The organism is Bacillus sp. EKM208B, from assembly GCF_011800725.1.
Taxonomy (GTDB): Bacteria; Bacillota; Bacilli; order Bacillales; family Bacillaceae; genus Bacillus; species Bacillus velezensis.
On sequence record NZ_JAANHO010000004.1, the window covers coordinates 269,006 to 289,201 of the forward strand.

Genomic DNA, 20,196 nt, shown 5'->3' on the forward strand with positions numbered 1-20,196 from the left:
CTTTACAGTATCTGATCAGTTTCCCGTCATGTCTGATCCGCCGGGGCCGTCTCTGATTAAAACGGTCACACCTGATTTGGCGGCGGATACTGTCACCTTCCCTCGCCGAGCCTGAACACATCCGGGCGGGTCTCTGACCTTTCCTTTGTATGCGGGCGGAATCCAGGCGGCATCGGGATCAGATACATATTCCGCATCACTTCGCAATCCTGACCGCTTGTCGGCATATACCGTTCAAACTGCCCGCTTTCGTTTTGAATTGTTCACATTCGGGGACTGTCAGGACAGTATAAAAAATACCCTGCCTGATGACAGACAAGGTGTTTTTTATGGTCTTCTTCTTTTCTCAAATAATCGATCCACTTCTTCAGCCAAATCAGCAGTAATGAGAGGCTCTATGTCCTCAGCCAGTCTTTTCGTATGTGCCGGGCTTGCGCCGCTAGTTGATACGGATACTTGAATGCGCCCTTTGCGGATGATCTTCGGCATATACACGCTGCCCTGTTCAGCATCGCTTACACAATTGACCAGCTGCGTTTCAGAAGCGCTCGCGGCTATCTCCTGATTCACGCTGCGGTCATTTGTCGCGGCAATGATGAAAAAAGCGGGCGCGAGATCCTTCATTTCAATTTTACGGGAAACCCAGCGGATACGTCCTTCATCCGCCAGCTGTTTCATTTCAGGCAGGGCATCGGGACTGATTACAGTAATATCCGCGCCTTCCGGAAGCACCGTTTTGAGCCTTCTTAAGGCAACATTGCCTCCGCCCGCGATGATAATTCTTTTTCCGCTTAAATTAATGTGCAGAGGCAGCATACTGTCCCCCCTTAAAATCAAACTGACCGCCGGGGTTTCGAACAGCTTCTGACACACGGTTCAAAAACGCCTGCTTAATATGCGGGTGAAAACCTAAGTATGAAGCGAGATGAACATTTTGATTGATCGTTTGAAGCTTTTGAACTTCCCGTTCAATCTCAGTCATTAAAAGCCCGGTAAACAGAAGATATGGAACGATAAAAACGGGTGCTCCGTCATCCTCTTCAAGGCCGGCAAACACTTCTTTATAGTGCGGGTCACATGCTGTTAAAAAACAAGGGATGACTTCTTTAACAGGTGTAATCGCCTCAAGTTTTCCGGCAATCTCACTGACTGCGTTTTTAACTGCCGGATCTGTGCTTCCTCTTCCGATCAGCACCACTTTCGCCTGCTCAATGGGCACTCCGGTATCTTCAATGCGATGATGCACCGCTTTTACGACTTCATCGTCCACTCCGATCGGAACACCATATGTCACTTTTATATCGGGATGCAGGGCCGCCGCACGGGCGATTTCAGCCGGAATGTCATGTTTTGCGTGGGCAGCGGTCAACAGCAGCAAAGGCACGGCCGCAATATGAGTGGCGCCTTGTCTGACACATGCTTCAAATCCCGCTTCAATAGACGGTTCCTGCAGTTCTAAAAAACAGATTTCCTGAATGGGAGCGTCAGCGTGCGGCATGCACCCTTTTAAAAACGCCGCCGACTCTGTCTGCGCTTTTTTCAGCCTGCTTCCGTGCCCGATGTATAAAATCGCCTGCTTCATTTACAACGCCTCGCTCAAATCCAGATTTTTCTGTTCAGATGCATACCAGTCCAGTTTGCAGTGATAATTGACGACATCACCGATAACAATTAAGCTCGGGTTTTTGATTTCTTCTTTTATCACTGTGTCTGAAAGCGTGCCGACGGTGCAGACGACTGTTTTTTGCCTGTCCGTCGTTCCCCAATGAATAAAGGCTGCCGGGGTGCCGGCGTCTCTGCCGTTTTCCAGCAGCATTCTTTCAATCTGCCGGATATTTTTAATTCCCATATAAATCACCAGCGTATCAATGCCCGTCGCCAGCGCTTTCCATTTTTCTTCAAAGTCGTCTTCTTGTTTATAATGCCCCGTAACGAATGCGACATTGGAGCTCGCCTCTCTGTGCGTCACGGGAATGCCGGCATAAGCAGCAGCCGCGATTCCTGATGTAATGCCGGGAACGATCTCAAACGGAATGGCGTTTTGCGCGAGAGCCTCCGCTTCTTCGCCTCCGCGGCCGAAAACAAACGGGTCGCCCCCCTTTAGCCTTACAACGGTTTTTCCTTTTTTCGCATACTTCACAAGGAAACGGTTGATCGTATCCTGTTTCATAATGTGAAAATCCGGGAGCTTGCCGCAGTAAATCAGATCCGCTTCTTCTCCGGCATACTGTAAAATCTCTTTGCTTACCAATCTGTCATATAATATAACATCCGCTTTCTGTATGGCTTTCATTGCCTTCACCGTTAATAAGTCCGGATCTCCCGGACCGGCTCCAACGATAAATACTTTCCCCATAGCATGTCTCCCCGATCCGTTTTGAAATCTTCCCAGAACAGCCGCGAGGCCGCACTTCAGCTATTTTACCATATCCCGCCATTAGGGGGATATCCGGCTGATTGCGCGGCCTTTTTGGACCTATTATGCTAAGCTGTTTTTCACAAAGTCAACCAGTCTTCCGGTGCATTCTTCGCGTTCACATTTGCCTGAATCAAGTACGAGCTCAGGCGCTTTCGGCTCTTCATACGGTGAGTCGATCCCCGTAAAGAACGGAATTTCACCATTTCTTGCTTTTTTATATAAACCTTTCGGATCGCGTTTTTCACATATATCGAGGTCGCATTTCACATAGATTTCATTAAATTCGCCCTCTGCCACAAGCTCTCTCACCTGATCTCTGTCCTCACGGAACGGAGAAATAAAAGCCGTGATGACGATGGTTCCCTGCTGAACGAAAAGCTTCGCCACTTCCCCGATTCGGCGTATATTTTCCTTGCGGTCATCATCGGAAAAACCTAAGTCCTTGTTTAAGCCGTGGCGGATGTTATCACCATCAAGCACGATGACTTGATAGCCTTGTTCAAACAGCTCGCGCGCTGCGGCGTTTGCAATCGTGGATTTCCCTGAACCGCTTAAGCCCGTCAGCCAGAGGATAGAGCTTTTATGCTTGTTTTTCTGCTGGTATTCTTCTTTCGTTATTGAGGCTTCATGCCACACGATATCACGATTTGTCACTCTATTTTCCTCCTTAAGAAACGCCTGCTTCTTCTTTCGTTTTCAGCCCTTTAATCAACACCTCGACAACTTCAGGACGGCTGAATTCCGCCGGCGGCATGACGCCGCTTCGCAGCATTTCTCTAACCTTTGTTCCTGACAGAATGACGTGGTCTTCTCTGTCATGCGGGCATGTTTTGGCCGTTCCCATGTTGCCGCATTTCCGGCAGAAGAAGCTGTGCTCGAATTTCATCGGTGTAATCCCGAGTTCATCCGCTGTAAATTGATCAAACAGCTCTTGCGCTTCATATGTGCCGTAGTAATCACCGACGCCGGCATGATCGCGGCCGACGATAAAATGCGTGCAGCCGTAGTTTTTGCGGACAAGCGCGTGGAAAATGGCTTCTCTCGGCCCCGCATACCGCATTGCCGCCAAAAATACGCCGAGGAAAACACGGTCTTTCGGATAATAATGATCGAGCAGCACCTGGTAGCTTTCCATTCTGACATCCGCCGGAATGTCATCTGATTTTGTTTCACCGACGAGCGGGTTCAAAAACAGGCCGTCAACCGTCTCAAGCGCGGTTTTTTGGATATATTCGTGGGCGCGGTGAACCGGATTTCTCGTTTGGAAACCGACGATGGTTTTCCAGCCCTTTTCTTCGAAGCTTCGTCTTGTATCGGCAGGTTCAAATGTAAACTCGGGAAACTGCTTTGACGCTTTTTTAACTAATGTGATCGGCCCGCCGATATACGTATCGCCGCGTGAAAATAATTTTTTCACGCCCGGATGCGCGGCATCATCGGTTTTATATACGTGAACAGCTTCTTTTTGTTTATCCGGCGTATAAATATCTTCGATGTCGACGACGCCATATGTTTCTCCGCCGTAAGTCAGTTTCACCGTGTCGCCGACGGCAAGCTCAGCCGCTTTTTCTGAATCGACCGGAAGCGTGATCGGCAAGGACCAGACAACCCCGGATGCCAGACGCATATTTTCAACGACTGACACGTAATCTTTTTCTGTGAAAAATCCTTCAATCGGGCTGTACCCCCCGATGCCGATCAGCTCTAAATCAGCGAACGAAATCAAATCAAGCTCAATTTCTTTTTGGACGGATGTAAGATCATACTGCTCATTCACCCGGTTAATTAATGTTCCTCCGTGCGGTGCTAAACTCATAATACATGATTCCTCCCAGTTAACAGATAAATAAACTCAGATTAATAGTTAAATGCCCCCGCCTTGTTCATGGACAGAGCGTTTCTCTTTTCGGATGGCTTTCATCAGACTGGCGGCTCCGCCAGCTGCCAAAAGCACGCTGGCCATCATAAAGATGGAATAGTAATCTCCTTTTAACAGCAGGGAGACAAGCAGATACGAAATCGATAGTGACAAAAACGGCGAAACGACCCATACTTTGAGCATCGTTTTCACGACTTCTTTATGAAAAACGTTCGGCCCGTTTTTGGCCATTCCGATACCGATAATTGATGATGATGTGACTTGCGCCAATGGGACCGGCAGACCGAAGACGGAACTGATAATGACAAGCCCCGCGCCGGTTCCTGAAAGCAGTATGCCTTCTCCGGCTGAAAATCTCGTAATCTTTTTCCCGTTGGTTTCAAGCACTTTACGTCCTAAAAGCAGAGCGCCGAGAGCGACAAAGATGCCTCCGTACAGCGTTCCTTTGGACACGCTGAGCACGCCCGCAGCAACCAGAGGGCCCACTGCATTTGCGACATTATTCATTCCGGCTGAAAAAGCTTCCCAAAACCCCGCAATCAGCAGCACAATCCCTAAAATCTTCTGTTTCCGATTCGAAATGACTCGAATATTCAGAGAACTGAATACCTTCGAGACGAGAAACGTGAAACAGAACGCGACAAACGGTACAAGCACCCAAAAACTCACGATGACCAAAAGATGCTGTAAAAACAATACTTTGTACGCGACGCCGACACCGACAATCGCCCCGACAGTGACCTCACTCGTCGACAGCGGAATGCCGAGCACATTCGCCGTGAATAACGATAGCGCCGCCGATCCGATAATAATGCAGACAATGGTGAGCGTAATGGTTTGTTCGGGAATGATTCCGCCGCTGATCGTCTTAACAACTTCACCGCCGCCGATAACCGCCCCTGACAGGACTCCGGCCGCGCAGATGATCAGCGCATACGTTTTCTTTTTAACGGCGCCGGACCCGTAAGCGACTCCCATTGAAGCCGCGGCTCCGCTGGCTCCGATATTCATGGCAAAAAACAGGCAGAATAAAATAGCGGCTAATTCCATCGTGCAGCTCCTTTATTCATGCAGTCCGCATTCTGTTTTCGCCATGCCGTTCCATCTGCCGCTCCGCAAATCTTCCGCGGTAAATGCAGGTGAAGTGCACGGTTCACAGCCGATGCTCGGATACCCCTGATCGTGGAGGATATTGTAATCCAGCTCATGCTTGGAAGTATATCTCCAGATGTCTTTCCATGTCCAATGGATCAGCGGGCATACTTTAATCGATTGAAACTTGTCGTCTTTATTCAGGAAATTCGTATTCGCCCGGCTCGGCCCTTGATCCCGGCGAAGACCGGACAGCCATGCCGGATGCCCCGCGAGCGCTTCTCTTAACGGCAGAATTTTTCTGATGTAGCAGCACTGGTTCGGTTCTCTTTCCCACAGTTTATCTCCGTGAGCCTCGGCCTGTTCCTCAAGAGTAAGGCTTGGCTTTTTCAGGATAATGTTCAGCCCCGGGTAACGCTCTTTCACTTTTTCGATCGTTTCATATGTTTCTTTAAAGTGAAGACCCGTATCAAGAAACACGATTTCCGCGTCTTTCTTTACTTTAGAAATTAAATCGATCAGGACGATGCCTTCAATCCCGAAGCTGCACGCGTAAACAAGCTGGTCTCCGTAGTGGCCGTATGCCCATTTTAAAACGGACAGCGCGCCTTTATAGGAATCGTCTTCCGGAAATGTAATCGCCGGCTCTTCCCATGTGTCATACGTTAGCATTTTTTCTTTCCTCCTCCCGGAGACAATCAAACAGCTGTTGTTTTCTGCCGGTTGTCTTATCCCTCAATCTTTTTTTCATATAAAAAACTTTCAATCCAGCGGAATGAAAGACAATGACCCGGTATAGCCCTTATCTTCAAAATGCTGTGCATTTTTCTGGATGCGGCACCTTGCAATACACGCAGGTTGCCGGGCGTCATCGGTCCAGTCCCTCAGCCGCTCTTGATAAGCTTTTTAGATTTGTACTAAATTTTAGCACAATTCTAACAGAAGTCAACCCGAGTTTTTTGATAGGAATAATAAAACAGGCCCTGAGGCCTGTTTTTATTGTCATTATTTTTTAAACCAATCTTTTGACTCGGGATTCAATTTCCATGATTTCAGTTTTTCAATGTCAGCTGAATGAATCGTTCCGTTTTCAAGCGCGACTTCAATCAGCGTGTCATAATCCGTTAACGAGTAATAAGGAAGACCCGCTTTTTTAAAGGCTTCTTTTGCTTTCTGCAGTCCGTATGTAAAAATGGAAATGACGCCGAGGACTTCCGCGCCCTCTCTTTGAAGGGCCGCCGCAGCTTCAAGCACGCTGCCCCCGGTAGAAATCAAGTCTTCAATCACGACTGTTTTTTGTCCTTTCTTAATGGCGCCTTCTATTTGATTTCCTTTGCCGTGCGCTTTCGGTTTGCTTCTGACGTAGCACATCGGCGCGCCTGTACGGTCTGCGAGAAGCGCAGCATGCGGAATGCCCGCCGTTGCAGTGCCCGCGATCATCTCCGCCTCGGGGAAATGCTCTTTCAGCAGTTTTCCGAGCCCGTCCGCCACATCATTTCTCACTTTTGGATACGACAATGTCAGACGGTTGTCACAATAGATCGGTGATAAAATGCCGCTCGCCCACGTAAACGGCTCATTCGGGCGTAAAAAGACAGCTTCAATGTGTAATAGATGTTTTGCGATAGCCTGTTTCATCGGCGAACGCCCTCCCATTCCAGTTTAATTGCTTCATATGCTTTAACGGGGTTTTCCGCTTTTGTAATTGAGCGGCCCACGACGATGGCTGACGACCCGTTTTCTTTCGCAAATAACGGAGTCGCCGTCCGGACTTGATCGTCAGCTGCGTCACTGGCCGTGCGGATGCCCGGTGTGACTGTCAGAAATGAAGGCCGGGCCGCTTCATAAATGGCTTTTGTTTCATGTACCGAACATACCACTCCGTCCAGCCCGCACTCTTCCGCCATTTTGCTGTAATGCACAACCGTTTCTAACAGCGGCTTTTGCAGCAGAAGCTCTTCCTTCGCCACCTGCTCTGAAGTGCTGGTCAGCTGAGTCACCGCGATTAAAGACGGGCGTTTTCTGCCTGCCGGCGTGCCTTCTTCAAGCCCCTCTAGGGCCGCGCGCATCATGCGTGCGCCCCCTGCCGCATGCACATTGACGAGATCAACGCCGAGGCCGGCAAGCCGCTTCATCGCTTTATTGACCGTAGTCGGGATATCATGAAGCTTTAAATCTAAAAATATATCACAGTTCCGTTCTTTTAATTGGTGAATGATGGCGGGGCCTTCCTGATAAAAAAGTTCCATCCCCGTTTTGACAAAAAGCCTTTCCTTTTCAAACAAGTCTAAAAACGTTAAAGTCTCTTCCCCTGATGCAAAATCAAGCGCGATGATGGGCAGGTTGTTTTTCATGTTTCCAGCTCCTTCCGATGCATTCACTTACAGATTGAAAGCCGTGTTGGCGCAGCACACGGGGGAGCTGTTCTATGATTTCCGGGCAGACGAACGGATTGACGAAGTTCGCCGTGCCGACGGCAACCGCACTCGCTCCCGCAAGAAGAAATTCTAATGCATCCTCTGCGGTCTGAACGCCGCCCATCCCGATAATCGGGATTTGAACGGCCTGGCTGACTTCGTATACCATCCGGATGGCGACCGGTTTGATCGCCGGGCCTGACAGTCCGCCCGTTTTATTTGCTAAGATCGGCCGTCCCGTCTTGAGATCGAGCCTCATCCCGATGAGTGTATTAATCATCGTCAGACCGTCAGCACCGGCCGCTTCAATCGCTTTGGCAATTTCGGTTATGTTTGCGACATTAGGCGAAAGCTTCACATACACAGGCACTGCGGAAACTTCTTTCACCGCTTTTGTCAGTTCGGCCGCCATGACGGGATCAGTGCCAAAAGCAATCCCCCCCGTTTTGACATTCGGACATGAAATGTTAAGCTCAAGCGCATGCACATTCGGCGCTTGGCTGATGTGCTCGGCCACTTCTTTATAGTCGTCCACCTGAGAACCGGCGACATTTGCGATAATCGGCGTGTCAAATTGTTCGAGCCAAGGCAGCTCGTGATTGAGCACATGCTCAAGGCCGGGATTTTGCAGTCCGATGGCATTCAGCATTCCCGCGCTTGTCTCCGCCACTCTCGGTGTCGGATTTCCGAAGCGGGCTTCGTTCGTCGTGGCTTTAATCATAATGCCTCCGAGGCATGATAAATCGTAAAATCCGGCATATTCTTTCCCGAAACCGAAACATCCGGAAGCGGGGATGATCGGATTTTTCAATTGGAGACCCGGCAGATTCACTTCTAACATTACAGCGCCACCTCCTCAGCTTTAAATACCGGCCCGTCAAGGCAGACCTTTACATAGGATGTATCGCTTTCACCCGTGCGGCACACGCAGGCGAAGCAGGCCCCGATGCCGCAGCCCATCCGCTCTTCCATCGAAAGATAAACCTCTTTATGGCTGTACTGCTGCTTCAGAGCTTTCAGCATCGGTGTCGGTCCGCAGCTTAGCAGGACATCGAATTCGAGCTGCTTTTCACGGATGACATCGGTGACAAATCCTTTCTCTCCATATGTTCCGTCAGCCGTCGCCACATAGGTGTCTCCGTACGCACGACATTCCTGTTCGTAAAAAACATCCTTTGCTGATTGAAATCCAAGCACATGAATGACGTTTACGCCTTTTTCCGTCAGGCGCTTTGACAGTTCCTTCAAAGGCGGAACCCCGACTCCGCCTCCGACTAACAGCGCGGTTTTGCCGGGTTCAATCCGCCGGACGGGGAATCCGTTGCCGAGAGGGCCGAGAACGTCTATCCTGCCGCCCTCTTTTTTCTCGGACAAAAGACGCGTTCCCTCACCGTCAGCTCTGTAGATAACGGATACTTCATTCGCGGCGAAATTGACGTCCGCAATGCTGAGCGGTCTTCTTAATAGCGGCGTGACCGCGTCACTCACCTTCAGATGAAGAAATTGACCCGGCTCGGTAAGGTGCCGGACAAGCTCTCCTTTCAGCACCATCTTATAAATCCGGTCGGCAATCTCTAAGTTGGATTGAACAGTCAAATGCGCTTTTTTCATATCGTGACTGCCGCCTTTTGATTGGTTTCGGATGCAGGCATATGATCCGCCCGGAATGTCATGCTTTCCAGTACCCGCAAAATGGCTTCGGCCGTATCTAAAGATGTCAGGCAGGCGACTCCGTTCTCAACGGATTCGCGGCGGATTCTGAAGCCGTCTCTGGCCGGCTGTTTGCCCTTTGTCAGCGTATTGATGACAAATTGCGCTTCGCCGTTTCTGATGACATCGAGCAGATTTTTCCCTTCTTCGCCGATTTTTCCGACGACCTGAGCCGGAATCTGAGCGTCTTTCAAATAAGCCGCCGTTCCTTCCGTTGCCAAGATTTTATAGCCGATGGCGTGGAACCGCTTGGCGATCAGCAGTCCTTCTTCTTTATCTTTATCGGCAACAGTCAACAGCACTGAGCCGTAGTTCGGGATTTGAATGCCAGAAGCAATCAGCGCTTTATAGAGCGCTTTTTCCAGGGTTGAATCTTTGCCCATGACCTCTCCCGTCGACTTCATTTCAGGGCCTAACGTGATATCCACTCTTCTCAGCTTCGCGAATGAGAAGACAGGCGCTTTCACGAATACCCCCTGCTGTTCAGGCTGCAGCCCCTCTTGATAGCCGAAATCAGCAAGCTTTTGGCCGAGAATGACCTTTGTCGCCAGGTTCGCCATCGGGATTTTTGTGATTTTGCTTAAGAACGGCACGGTTCTGCTTGACCGCGGATTTACCTCAAGCACATACACCTCACCTTGCGACAGGACGAACTGGATGTTCAGCAACCCGATGATGTTAAGGCCTTTTGCCAAGGCTACAGTGTATTGTTCGATTTTTTTCTTAATGTCTTCGCTTAAAGACTGAGGCGGATAGACGGCGATTGAATCCCCTGAATGGACGCCGGCCCGCTCGATATGCTCCATAATTCCCGGAATAACGACTGTTTCGCCGTCAGATACGGCATCGACTTCGATTTCTTTCCCCGTCAGATAACGGTCGATTAACACCGGATGCTGCGGGTTGATTTTGACAGCATTTTTCATATAGTGAAGCAGCTCTTCTTCGTGATAGACGATCTCCATCGCCCGGCCGCCGAGCACATACGAAGGGCGGACAAGTACCGGATAGCCGATGGATGCGGCGATTTTGACCGCTTCGTTCACCGACACGGCGGTTTTTCCGAGCGGCTGCGGCACATTCAGCGCCTCAAGCGCCTGCTCGAACTTATCCCGGTCTTCCGCACGGTCTAAATCTTCAAGTGATGTGCCGAGAATTTTGACGCCGCGGGCGCTCAATTCTTCCGCAAGATTGATCGCCGTCTGCCCGCCGAATTGGACAACAACGCCTTCCGGCTGTTCCAAATCAATGATGTGCATGACATCTTCAACCGTCAGCGGTTCAAAATACAGTTTGTCTGATATGCTGAAATCAGTGGACACCGTCTCAGGATTGTTGTTGATAATAATCGCTTCATAGCCTGCCTGCTTGATCGCCCAGACAGAATGAACGGTCGCATAGTCAAATTCGACGCCCTGTCCGATACGGATCGGCCCGGAACCGAGGACGACGACGCTTTTTCTTGAAGTAACCTCAGACTCGTTCTCTTCCTCATATGTGCTGTAGAAGTACGGGGTTTCTGATTCGAATTCCGCCGCGCATGTATCCACCATTTTATATACAGGCTTGATGTCTGCTTCTTTTCGCATTTGATACAGCTCTTGTTCCGGCATATTCCATTCCCGGCTGATATATTTGTCGGAGAAACCGAGTTCCTTCGCTGTTTGAAGGACGGCGAGGCTGCCTTTTTCCGCTTTCAGCTCTGTTTCAAAAGCGACCAGCTTCCAGAGCTTGTGCAAAAAGAATACGTCAATTGCGGAAAACTCATGAAGCTGCTCCACTGTATAGCCTCTTCTGAACGCTTCAGCAAGATAAAACAGGCGTTCATCCCCGGCTTTTCTGATCCGTTTTTCCAAAAGTCCGTCCGAAATCTCTTCCGCATCCTTCAGTTCCAGGTGATAGACATCGGCTTCCAGTGAGCGGACCGCCTTTAACAGCGATTCTTCAAGGGTGCGTCCGATGGCCATGACCTCTCCGGTGGCTTTCATTTGCGTCCCGAGCCTGCGGTTTGCCGACTCAAATTTGTCGAACGGCCAGCGCGGGATTTTAGAAACGACATAGTCAAGCGCGGGCTCAAAAGCCGCATATGTTTTTCCCGTTACGGGATTCATCATTTCATCAAGAGAAAGCCCGACTGCGATTTTCGCCGCAAGCTTTGCGATCGGGTAACCCGTCGCTTTTGAAGCGAGGGCAGATGAGCGGCTCACCCGCGGATTCACTTCGATAATGTAATATTGGAAGCTGTCGGGATCGAGCGCGAGCTGAACATTACAGCCGCCTTCAATGCCGAGCGCGCGGATCAGCTTTAATGAAACATTGCGCAAAAGCTGATATTCCCGGTCGCTCAAAGTCTGGCTCGGGGCAACGACGATGCTGTCGCCCGTATGGATGCCGACCGGATCGATATTTTCCATGTTGCAAACGACGATCGCGTGATCTCTGCTGTCTCTCATGACTTCATATTCGATCTCTTTGTAACCGGCAATGCTTTTTTCCAGAAGGCACTGATGGACGGGGCTGAGTTTTAATCCGTTTTCGACGATCTCTTTCAGTTCTGCTTCATTCGAGCAGATGCCGCCGCCCGTTCCGCCTAATGTGTAAGCGGGGCGCACGATAACCGGAAACCCGATCCGGCCGACAAATTCCTCGGCTTCCTGTAAAGTGCGGATGATCTCACTTTCCGGCACCGGTTCATTCAGCTCATTCATCAGCGTACGGAATAAGTCGCGGTCTTCCGCCTGCTGGATGGCGGACAGCTTTGTGCCGAGCACTTCCACCCCGCATTCCTCAAGAACCCCGAGTTCAGACAGCTCGACGGCAAGATTCAGTCCGGTCTGTCCTCCCAGAGTCGGCAGGATGGCGTCCGGCCGTTCTTTTCTGATAATACGCGTGAGAAACTCCGGCGTCAGCGGCTCTATGTATACCCGATCAGCCATTTCCGTATCCGTCATAATCGTTGCCGGATTCGAGTTGACGAGAATGACTTCATAGCCTTCTTCCTTTAAAGCGAGACACGCCTGTGTGCCCGCATAATCAAATTCCGCCGCCTGTCCGATAATAATCGGGCCTGATCCGATCACTAAAATCTTTTTAATATCTACGCGTTTTGGCATACCGCTTCCCCTTCTTTCTCAGTTGTTTCGATCAAGTCAATGAATCTGTCAAATAAATGATTGGCGTCTTCCGGCCCCGGTGAAGCTTCAGGGTGGTACTGAACCGTAAATGCCGGCAATGTTTTATGCTTGAGTCCTTCGATCGTTTGATCATTGATCGCAATGTGCGTCACTTCAAGCTCTGTCTTATCTATTGAAGAAACTGTATATCCGTGGTTTTGGGCGGTTAAAGCGACTTTCCCTGTCGCAAGCTCTTTAACCGGATGATTGGAACCCCTGTGTCCGAATTTCATTTTTTCCGTTTCCGCTCCGGATGCCAGCGCAAATAATTGGTGGCCGAGGCAGATTCCGAATAACGGCACCTTCCCGAGTATGCCTTTTATCATTTCAATGGCTTCCGGCACATCTTTCGGATCTCCGGGTCCGTTAGAAAGCATGATGCCGTCCGGCTTGAGCTGAAGCACTTCTTCCGCCGTTACATTGTACGGCACAACGATGACATCGCATTTTCTTTTGTTTAACTCTCTTAAAATGCCGTGCTTCATACCGAAATCGACGAGTACGATGCGTTTGCCGCGGCCCGGACTCGGATATGCCGTTTTCGCAGATACTTGAGCGACTTGATTTCTCGGCAGTTCCGTTTCTTTCAGCCTTGCAAGAACCTCTCCGACATTCTCCTCGCTTGAAGCAAACGTTCCTTTTAATGCGCCGGCCGTGCGGATCATTCTTGTGAGCTTTCTCGTGTCAATCCCTTGTAAGCCGGGGATATTTTTCATTTTCAAATACTCGTCAAGCGTGTAAGCCGAACGCCAGTTGGAAGGCAGCTCGCACAGTTCTTTTACGATCAGCCCTTTTACAAAAGGAGTGATGGATTCAAAGTCATCTCTGTTAATTCCGTAGTTGCCGATCAGTGGATACGTCAGCGTCACGATCTGCCCGCAGTAAGAAGGGTCTGATAAAATTTCCTGATAACCGGTCATTCCCGTGTTGAATACGACTTCACCCGCGGTATGTTCCAGGCTCCCGAATGCTTCACCCTCAAATACCGCTCCATTTTCCAGCACTAGTCTTCTTTTCATTTGACGAGTCTCCCTTCTTCGTATGCAAGCTTACCGGCAGCCATCGTTGCAACAGGCCAGCCGAAGCACTTCATCTTGTTGAATGGCGTATTTTTTCCTTTAGATAAAAATGTATCTTTGTCAATGGCCGCTTCTTTTTCCAGATCAATCAGGGTGATGTCAGCAGGCGCGCCCGGTGCAAGCGTTCCGTACGGAAGACCGAACGCCTCGCAAGGTTTTGCCGTCATGAAATCAACCAGCTGCTTCAGCGTCCACGCCCCGTTTTTCACAAAATGTGTGTACAGAAGCGGAAAGGCTGTTTCTAAACCGACGATACCGAAAGGCGCAAGCTTCATATCCGTGTTTTTCTCTTCTTCTGTATGCGGCGCATGGTCAGTGGCGATGAAATCAATCGTACCGTCTAACAGCCCTTCAATCAGCGCCTCTCTGTCCTCTTTGCTGCGAAGCGGCGGATTCATTTTAAAATTGGTATCAAGTCCCGGGATATCTTCGTCACAAAGCAGCAGGTGGTGCGGCGACACTTCCGCCGTCACGCGGATTCCCGCTTTTTTTGCGTCTCTTACGGCTCTGACGGATTCTTTCGTGCTGATATGACACACATGGTAATGGCAGCCCGCCGCTTCCGCCAGCAGGACGTCACGGGCGATATGTACCGCTTCGCAAATGGAAGGTATGCCGTTCAGGCCGTTCGCTTTTGAAAAAGATCCTTCATGCACGCTCCCTCCGTAAATAAGCGAGTTATCCTCACAATGAGCGACAATCGCTTTATTCATTGAAGCCGCCCGTTTCATGGCTTCATACATCATTCCGGCCGTCTGAACGCCGACGCCGTCATCGGTGAAGGCGAATGCGCCCGCTTCATGAAGCGCCTCAAAATCTGTCATTTCTTCGCCCGTTTGTCTGATCGTAATTGATGCGTAAGGAAGCACCCTGACAGATGAGGTTTCTTTGATCCGGTTTTGCAGCCATTCCATCTGCTCTTTCGTATCCGGCACCGGCCTTGTATTCGGCATGGCTGCGACTGTGGTAAAGCCGCCCCGCGCCGCGGCTTTAGAGCCCGTCTCAATGGTTTCTTTTTTCTCGCCGCCCGGTTCTCTGAAGTGGACATGAAGGTCTACGAGCCCCGGTGAAACAAACAGTCCGTCAGCGTCGATCACCGTTTCTCCGTCTTTCGCTGTCAAAAGCCCGGTTTCCATAATAAACTCACCCGTTACCCGGATATCCTGTGCCACTTTTTCTCCCTGTTCATTTAACATCCAGCCGTTTTTAATGAGATAAGACATAAGCCGCTTCTCCCCTTTTCACATTGGTTTGCAGTGCTCTTTTTAAGACTGCCATTCTGATATACACACCATTTTCCATTTGTTTAAAGATTCTTGATTTTCCGCATTCCACTAATGTTGTGTCAATTTCGACTCCTCTGTTCACCGGTGCGGGATGCATGATGATGGCATGCCGCTTCATGCTCTCCGCCCGCTTTGCGGTCAGCCCGTATGCTTCCAGATAGCCTTTTTGGTCGGCTTCTGTCTGATGCCTTTCATTTTGGATGCGGAGCAGCATGACGACATCTGAAGCTTGTATGGCTTCATCCGTCTGAACACAGGTGCCGAAGGCGTTTTTCTCATCCTGCCATTGCGGCGGACCAGAAAACAGCACACGTGCGCCGAGCCTTGTCAGCACCTCGGCATTCGACCTTGCCACCCTGCTGTGTTTGATATCGCCATGAATGGAAACCGTCAGGCCCTGAAAGGTCTCAAATTCCTCTTGAATCGTCATTAAATCGAGTAATGACTGAGTCGGGTGCTGGCCGCAGCCGTCGCCGGCGTTTAAGATCGGAATATTGACTCTGCCGGTCAGATCTTTGTAATATTCATCCGTGCTGTGCCGGATGACGCAGGCGTTCGCTCCGATTGATTCCAGTGTTTTGACCGTGTCATATAAGGACTCGCCTTTTTGAACGCTTGTGCTCGTATCGTCTAAGCTTAGTACGTTCATCCCGAGTTTCTTTTCCGCCACTTCAAAGCTGAACCGCGTTCTCGTGCTCGGTTCAAAAAACAGATTCGCAACAAATTTCCCCGCGAGATCGGGGCGGACTGTTCCCTCTTTTATCGCTTTTGCCTCACACAGCAGTTCTGTAATTTCAGCCGTGCTCAGTTCAGACATCGCCGTTAAATGATTCATGTTTTTCTCCTCCGTTTCCGCTTGAAGGCCGTAAAAAACACCCCGGTCTATAGACTCGGGGTGCGGTTAAAGAGAGAAGCAGCGTACAGCTTCTTCCCGTTATAACCCTTCCAAGCCTCTCTGGACTTTCTTTAAAAGGTTTTACATATGATTTTGTTTTTCTGATGCAATCGCGTCTTCTTCATTTGCATGCGGCAGGATGAGGTTCAGGATGACTCCGACGATTGCCGCAAGCGCCATGCCGGATATTTGGAACCCGCCTTTTGATACTTGAATAAAAGCCCCTCCGACGCCGATCACGAGGATGACGGATGTGATAATTAAATTTCTCTTGTTTTCATAATCAATGTTGTTGTCAATCAGCATTCTTAAGCCGCTGGAGGCGATAATTCCGAAGAGCAGGAAGGAAACGCCTCCCATAACCGCGGACGGAACAGAGCTGATCAGCGCTGATACTTTTCCGATAAATCCGAAGCACAGCGCAATCACACCCGCGCCGCCGATGACAAAGACGCTGAAAACTCTCGTAATTGCCAGTACACCGATGTTTTCGCCGTATGTTGTCGTCGGCGGGCCGCCGATTAACGAAGCGATAATCGTCGCTACGCTGTCCCCCATTATGGAGCGGTGCAGTCCCGGCTTTTTAATGAAATCCTGTCCGACGACTTTACTCAGCACCATTTGGTGGCCGATATGTTCTGACATGGTCACGAAAGCGACCGGCACCATCGCAGCCGCAATGCCCAATGTCACTGACGGCGTATAGTCTTTGAAAGGGATGATAAATTCAGGAGCGGCGAACCATTTTGCATCAATGACCGGCTGAAAATTGACGATGCCCTGTGTCAGCGCAAACAGATATCCGCCTATAATGCCGATCAATACCGGAATCAGGCTTAAAAATCCCCGTAAAAAGATGGCGCAGATAATGGTGATTGCCAAAGTGACGCCGGCTACACTGAAATGTTTCAAGCTGTAGACGAGTTCCTTCGCATTCGGATCAGCATACATTGCCATATTGACGGCTGTGCTTGCCAGTCCGAGGCCGATGACGATGATGACCGGCCCGACGACCACCGGGGGCAGCAGCTTCATCAGCCACCCCGTTCCAAGCTGCCTGATGAGAAGTGCGATCAGGCCGTACACAATTCCCGCCAGGAAAGCGCCGACCATGGCAGCCCCCGGCCCTCCCGTCGCCTTCACCAAGATAATCGGTGATATAAAGGCGAATGATGAGCCGAGATAAGCGGGAATCTGGCCTTTTGTCACCAAGAGATAGGCGAGTGTCCCGATTCCGCTCGTGACAAGCGCCACTGCCGGGCTCATTCCGACCAGTTTCGGCACGAGTATGGTTGAACCGAACATGGCGAATAAATGCTGCAGGCTGAATGACAGCCAGGACAATGGATTGGGGACGTCCCTGACTCCTAGGTTTACTTTTTTCTTACTCATGGCGTTTTCCTCCCGGTTGACTTTCAAATGGTATAAAAAAACCTCTTTGCTTTTTGCGCAAAGAGGCATACAAAACCCGGCCGCGTCGATCCGCCCGGCTTTGTGTTTTAAAATCCTCTTTGCAAACTCTCTGGGATGCATTTAAAAAGGGTGGTTATTCATTTTCATAAATGGCGACCATATCAGTCTGATCAACTTCGCTCAGCTGAACCATCACTTTTTCAGCTTTTGAGGTCGGAATGTTTTTCCCGATATAGTCCGCTCTGATCGGCAGTTCCCGGTGCCCTCTGTCGACAAGCACGGCAAGCTGTATCGATGACGGCCGCCCGACATCAACGAGGGCATCCATCGCAGCTCTCACCGTCCGGCCGGTATAAAGCACATCATCAACCACAATGACCTTTTGGTCTGTGATATCGGCCGGAATGTCCGCGCCTTTTACAAGCGGCTCTTCATTGCTCGTTTTTTTCGTGAGATCGTCACGGTAAAGGGTGATATCGATTTCCCCGACGGTGACCGGATTCCCTTCAATCTGTTCGATCCGCTCGGCCAGCCGCTTTGCTAAATAAATGCCTCTTGTTTTAATCCCTACAAGAATGCAGTCATTCATTCCTTTATTCCGCTCGATCATTTCATGGGCTATCCTTGTGAGCGCCCTTCTGATGGCCTGTTCGTCGAGAATAACAGCTTTTTGATTCACTCGTGACACCTCTCCATTCGTATATAAGAAGACCCCTCCTGCCAGAGCATAGAGGGGTTCCTTTCCAGGACGAAGACACACGTGTATCTCTTCTGTCCTATCCGTTATCCTTCTCAGCCTCTCTGGACTGTGTTAAAGAATCTATTCAGCTTGTTTTTATTATTTCAGAAAAGAAACTCGCTGTCAACGGCTATTTCTTAAATTTTCAATGAGTTTTTTCATATCTTCAGGAAGGGGCGCTTCAAACTCAATGTATTCGCCCGTCCGGGGATGATCAAAACCTAATATTCCGGCATGAAGCGCCTGACCGTTAAAATCAACGGTTTTTCTCGGTCCGTATTTCGGATCGCCCGCCAAAGGAAATCCGATATATTTCATATGAACACGGATCTGATGCGTTCTTCCGGTCTCAAGACGGCACTCTACGAGCGTGAAATCTTGAAAACGCTCAAGCACGTGGAAATGCGTGACGGCGTTTTTGCTGCTTTCTCTTGTTACGGTCATGCTTTGACGGTCTTTTTTATCTCTTCCGATCGGAGCGTCAATCGTTCCGTCATCATGTGAAATCAACCCGTGGACAACCGCTGTGTACTTTCTGGTCACGGTTTTATTGACAAGCTGATTAACGAGTGATTCATGCGCCATATCGTTTTTAGCGACCATTAACAGACCGGAAGTATCTTTATCAATCCGGTGGACGATTCCCGGGCGCATGACGCCGTTAATGCCGGAAAGGTCGTTGCAGTGAGCCATCAGTCCGTTTACAAGCGTCCCTGTCACATGGCCGGGCGCCGGGTGTACAACCATGCCCCGCGGTTTGTTCACAACCAAGACGTCCTGATCCTCATAGTAAATGTCCAAATCCATCGGCTCTGCAAGCACGTCCAGTTCTTCCGGTTCAGGAATGGTGACGTTTACCTGATCGCCGGGCTGCATTTTGTAGTTCGCTTTTACGGATTTGCCGTTAACGGATACCAGTCCCTCTTTTACCCATTGCTGCACTTGAGTGCGTGACCAGTTTTCTCCCGTTGAAGCCAAAAATTTATCAATCCGTTCGCTCTTTTGTTCAGGCTGAACGGTTATCTCAAATTGATTCATGTTATTGCTCCTTCTTTTTCCCGCTGTCAAACAGCATATGAATAAATAAAAGTATTACACCGACGCACAGTGAGGAGTCCGCGATATTAAAAATCGGATAGTGATAATCCACGATGATGACATGAATAAAATCCACCACTTCCTGGCGCGCCGCCCGGTCAATAAAGTTTCCGGCCGCACCGCCCAGCATTAAGCCGAGAGAAATTCCGAGTAACATCTGCCCTTTTGCATAACGCTGTATGTAATAAACGATTCCGATAATCACGGCGATGGTAATGACGTAGAAAAACCACATTTGGCCGGCTAAAATCCCCCACGCCGCTCCCGTGTTGCGATGAGATGTGATATAAAGCACCTGATTGATGACAGGTATGCTTTGTCCCAATTCCATATGGCTGACGACAAGCCATTTGGTCAATTGGTCGGCAATAATAATAAAAAGAGCGATAAGATAATAAAGCACACACGTTCCTCCAGTATACAGTTACTTTTATCCTTTATGAATTTTATCAGTAAAAGATGCCAGAGTAAAGGCAGATCATAAGCGCATGCAAACAGACGCTGTCACTCATACAGCGCCTGATCATATGCATAATCTCCGGGTTCCCAATATGGAAGGGTTTTCTTTTCAAATTGAGCGGGATAATAAAAATCATCAGCGGTTCTGGCCGTCGGCAACACCGCAAGTTTTTCAATCGGAATGGGGGCGCCTGTTTTTTCACAATAACCGTACGTATTGTTTTCAAACTTAGACAGGGCAAGAAGAACGTCCTGAAGTTCTTCTTTTATATGATAGATCAGAGTTGCTTCTTGGTCGTTCATTGAAGGTTCAACAGATGCTGACATTTGAAAGCAAGAATATTCGAATAATCTTGATTGAAGTTCTTCTTTCATCATGAGAAGCTCCGTGTGGATTGCGGTCAGTTGATCATTCATTCATCACAACTCCTGCTCTTGATGTTATGGCTTTATTGTTGCCCCCAGAGCGCCATTTGAAGCCCATAAGATTTTTCCTGTCGTTCTAATCGATGACATTGCTGGCATGTAAAAAAGCGC

At 49.5% G+C, this 20,196-nt stretch carries 20 protein-coding genes and 1 riboswitch; all 20 genes read right to left on the reverse strand.

Translation table 11 applies throughout. The annotated features are described in order from the left end of the window. Positions 1-327 precede the first annotated feature (327 nt). Positions 328-816 (reverse strand): precorrin-2 dehydrogenase/sirohydrochlorin ferrochelatase family protein, encoded by a 489-nt coding sequence (locus G9F75_RS09285; protein WP_021493707.1) that lies wholly within the window; start codon positions 814-816, stop codon positions 328-330. Further along, positions 797-1,582, reverse strand: a complete 786-nt coding sequence (locus G9F75_RS09290; protein ID WP_020955802.1) for a sirohydrochlorin chelatase — start codon at positions 1,580-1,582, stop codon at positions 797-799. The genes G9F75_RS09285 and G9F75_RS09290 overlap by 20 nt, the downstream gene beginning before the upstream one ends. After that, positions 1,583-2,356 carry a uroporphyrinogen-III C-methyltransferase gene (gene cobA, locus G9F75_RS09295; RefSeq protein ID WP_007409740.1) on the reverse strand — a complete coding sequence of 258 codons (774 nt, stop codon included), beginning with the start codon at positions 2,354-2,356 and terminating at the stop codon, positions 1,583-1,585. A gap of 123 nt (positions 2,357-2,479) precedes the next feature. Beyond that, positions 2,480-3,073, reverse strand: a complete 594-nt coding sequence (cysC, locus tag G9F75_RS09300; protein WP_007611313.1) for an adenylyl-sulfate kinase — start codon at positions 3,071-3,073, stop codon at positions 2,480-2,482. 13 nt (positions 3,074-3,086) lie between these two features. Further along, on the reverse strand, positions 3,087-4,235 hold the full coding sequence (gene sat, locus G9F75_RS09305; RefSeq protein ID WP_014417734.1) for a sulfate adenylyltransferase: 1,149 nt from the start codon (positions 4,233-4,235) through the stop codon (positions 3,087-3,089). Positions 4,236-4,283: 48 nt separating this feature from the next. Then, entirely contained in the window at positions 4,284-5,348 is a 1,065-nt protein-coding gene (locus G9F75_RS09310; RefSeq protein ID WP_012117522.1) for a sulfate permease, read from the reverse strand. A 12-nt stretch (positions 5,349-5,360) separates the two neighbouring features. After that, a complete protein-coding gene (locus G9F75_RS09315) occupies positions 5,361-6,062 on the reverse strand; it encodes a phosphoadenylyl-sulfate reductase (protein WP_003154369.1) in 702 nt (233 codons plus the stop codon). 127 nt (positions 6,063-6,189) lie between these two features. Further along, positions 6,190-6,294, reverse strand: a riboswitch (SAM riboswitch). Positions 6,295-6,395: 101 nt separating this feature from the next. Then, a complete protein-coding gene (gene pyrE, locus G9F75_RS09320; protein ID WP_311689466.1) occupies positions 6,396-7,028 on the reverse strand; it encodes an orotate phosphoribosyltransferase in 633 nt (210 codons plus the stop codon). Continuing rightward, positions 7,025-7,744, reverse strand: coding sequence for an orotidine-5'-phosphate decarboxylase (gene pyrF / locus G9F75_RS09325; protein ID WP_025649475.1), 720 nt, complete (start codon positions 7,742-7,744; stop codon positions 7,025-7,027). The genes pyrE and pyrF overlap by 4 nt, the downstream gene beginning before the upstream one ends. Beyond that, positions 7,713-8,648: a dihydroorotate dehydrogenase gene (locus G9F75_RS09330; RefSeq protein WP_003154377.1), complete on the reverse strand. Its 936-nt coding sequence runs from the start codon at positions 8,646-8,648 to the stop codon at positions 7,713-7,715. Before G9F75_RS09330 ends, pyrF begins: the two co-directional genes overlap by 32 nt. Beyond that, the gene (locus G9F75_RS09335; protein ID WP_022553368.1) at positions 8,648-9,418 is read right to left on the reverse strand and encodes a dihydroorotate dehydrogenase electron transfer subunit; all 771 of its coding nucleotides are present in this window, start codon (positions 9,416-9,418) and stop codon (positions 8,648-8,650) included. Before G9F75_RS09335 ends, G9F75_RS09330 begins: the two co-directional genes overlap by 1 nt. After that, positions 9,415-12,630 (reverse strand): carbamoyl-phosphate synthase (glutamine-hydrolyzing) large subunit, encoded by a 3,216-nt coding sequence (gene carB / locus G9F75_RS09340; protein WP_022553369.1) that lies wholly within the window; start codon positions 12,628-12,630, stop codon positions 9,415-9,417. The genes G9F75_RS09335 and carB overlap by 4 nt, the downstream gene beginning before the upstream one ends. Then, a complete protein-coding gene (locus tag G9F75_RS09345; protein ID WP_109566930.1) occupies positions 12,615-13,709 on the reverse strand; it encodes a carbamoyl phosphate synthase small subunit in 1,095 nt (364 codons plus the stop codon). Before G9F75_RS09345 ends, carB begins: the two co-directional genes overlap by 16 nt. After that, positions 13,706-14,992 (reverse strand): dihydroorotase, encoded by a 1,287-nt coding sequence (locus G9F75_RS09350; protein WP_167409067.1) that lies wholly within the window; start codon positions 14,990-14,992, stop codon positions 13,706-13,708. Before G9F75_RS09350 ends, G9F75_RS09345 begins: the two co-directional genes overlap by 4 nt. Beyond that, the gene (locus G9F75_RS09355) at positions 14,976-15,890 is read right to left on the reverse strand and encodes an aspartate carbamoyltransferase catalytic subunit (RefSeq protein ID WP_167409068.1); all 915 of its coding nucleotides are present in this window, start codon (positions 15,888-15,890) and stop codon (positions 14,976-14,978) included. Before G9F75_RS09355 ends, G9F75_RS09350 begins: the two co-directional genes overlap by 17 nt. Positions 15,891-16,031: 141 nt before the next feature. Beyond that, on the reverse strand, positions 16,032-17,342 hold the full coding sequence (pyrP, locus tag G9F75_RS09360) for a uracil permease PyrP (RefSeq protein ID WP_025649477.1): 1,311 nt from the start codon (positions 17,340-17,342) through the stop codon (positions 16,032-16,034). Positions 17,343-17,496: 154 nt separating this feature from the next. Continuing rightward, positions 17,497-18,042 carry a bifunctional pyrimidine operon transcriptional regulator/uracil phosphoribosyltransferase gene (gene pyrR, locus G9F75_RS09365; RefSeq protein WP_003154392.1) on the reverse strand — a complete coding sequence of 182 codons (546 nt, stop codon included), beginning with the start codon at positions 18,040-18,042 and terminating at the stop codon, positions 17,497-17,499. A gap of 183 nt (positions 18,043-18,225) precedes the next feature. Continuing rightward, entirely contained in the window at positions 18,226-19,140 is a 915-nt protein-coding gene (locus G9F75_RS09370; protein WP_167409069.1) for an RluA family pseudouridine synthase, read from the reverse strand. Position 19,141: 1 nt separating this feature from the next. Further along, positions 19,142-19,603, reverse strand: a complete 462-nt coding sequence (gene lspA, locus G9F75_RS09375; RefSeq protein WP_014417726.1) for a signal peptidase II — start codon at positions 19,601-19,603, stop codon at positions 19,142-19,144. A 101-nt stretch (positions 19,604-19,704) separates the two neighbouring features. After that, entirely contained in the window at positions 19,705-20,076 is a 372-nt protein-coding gene (locus tag G9F75_RS09380; RefSeq protein WP_003154399.1) for a TraR/DksA family transcriptional regulator, read from the reverse strand. Positions 20,077-20,196 lie beyond the last annotated feature (120 nt).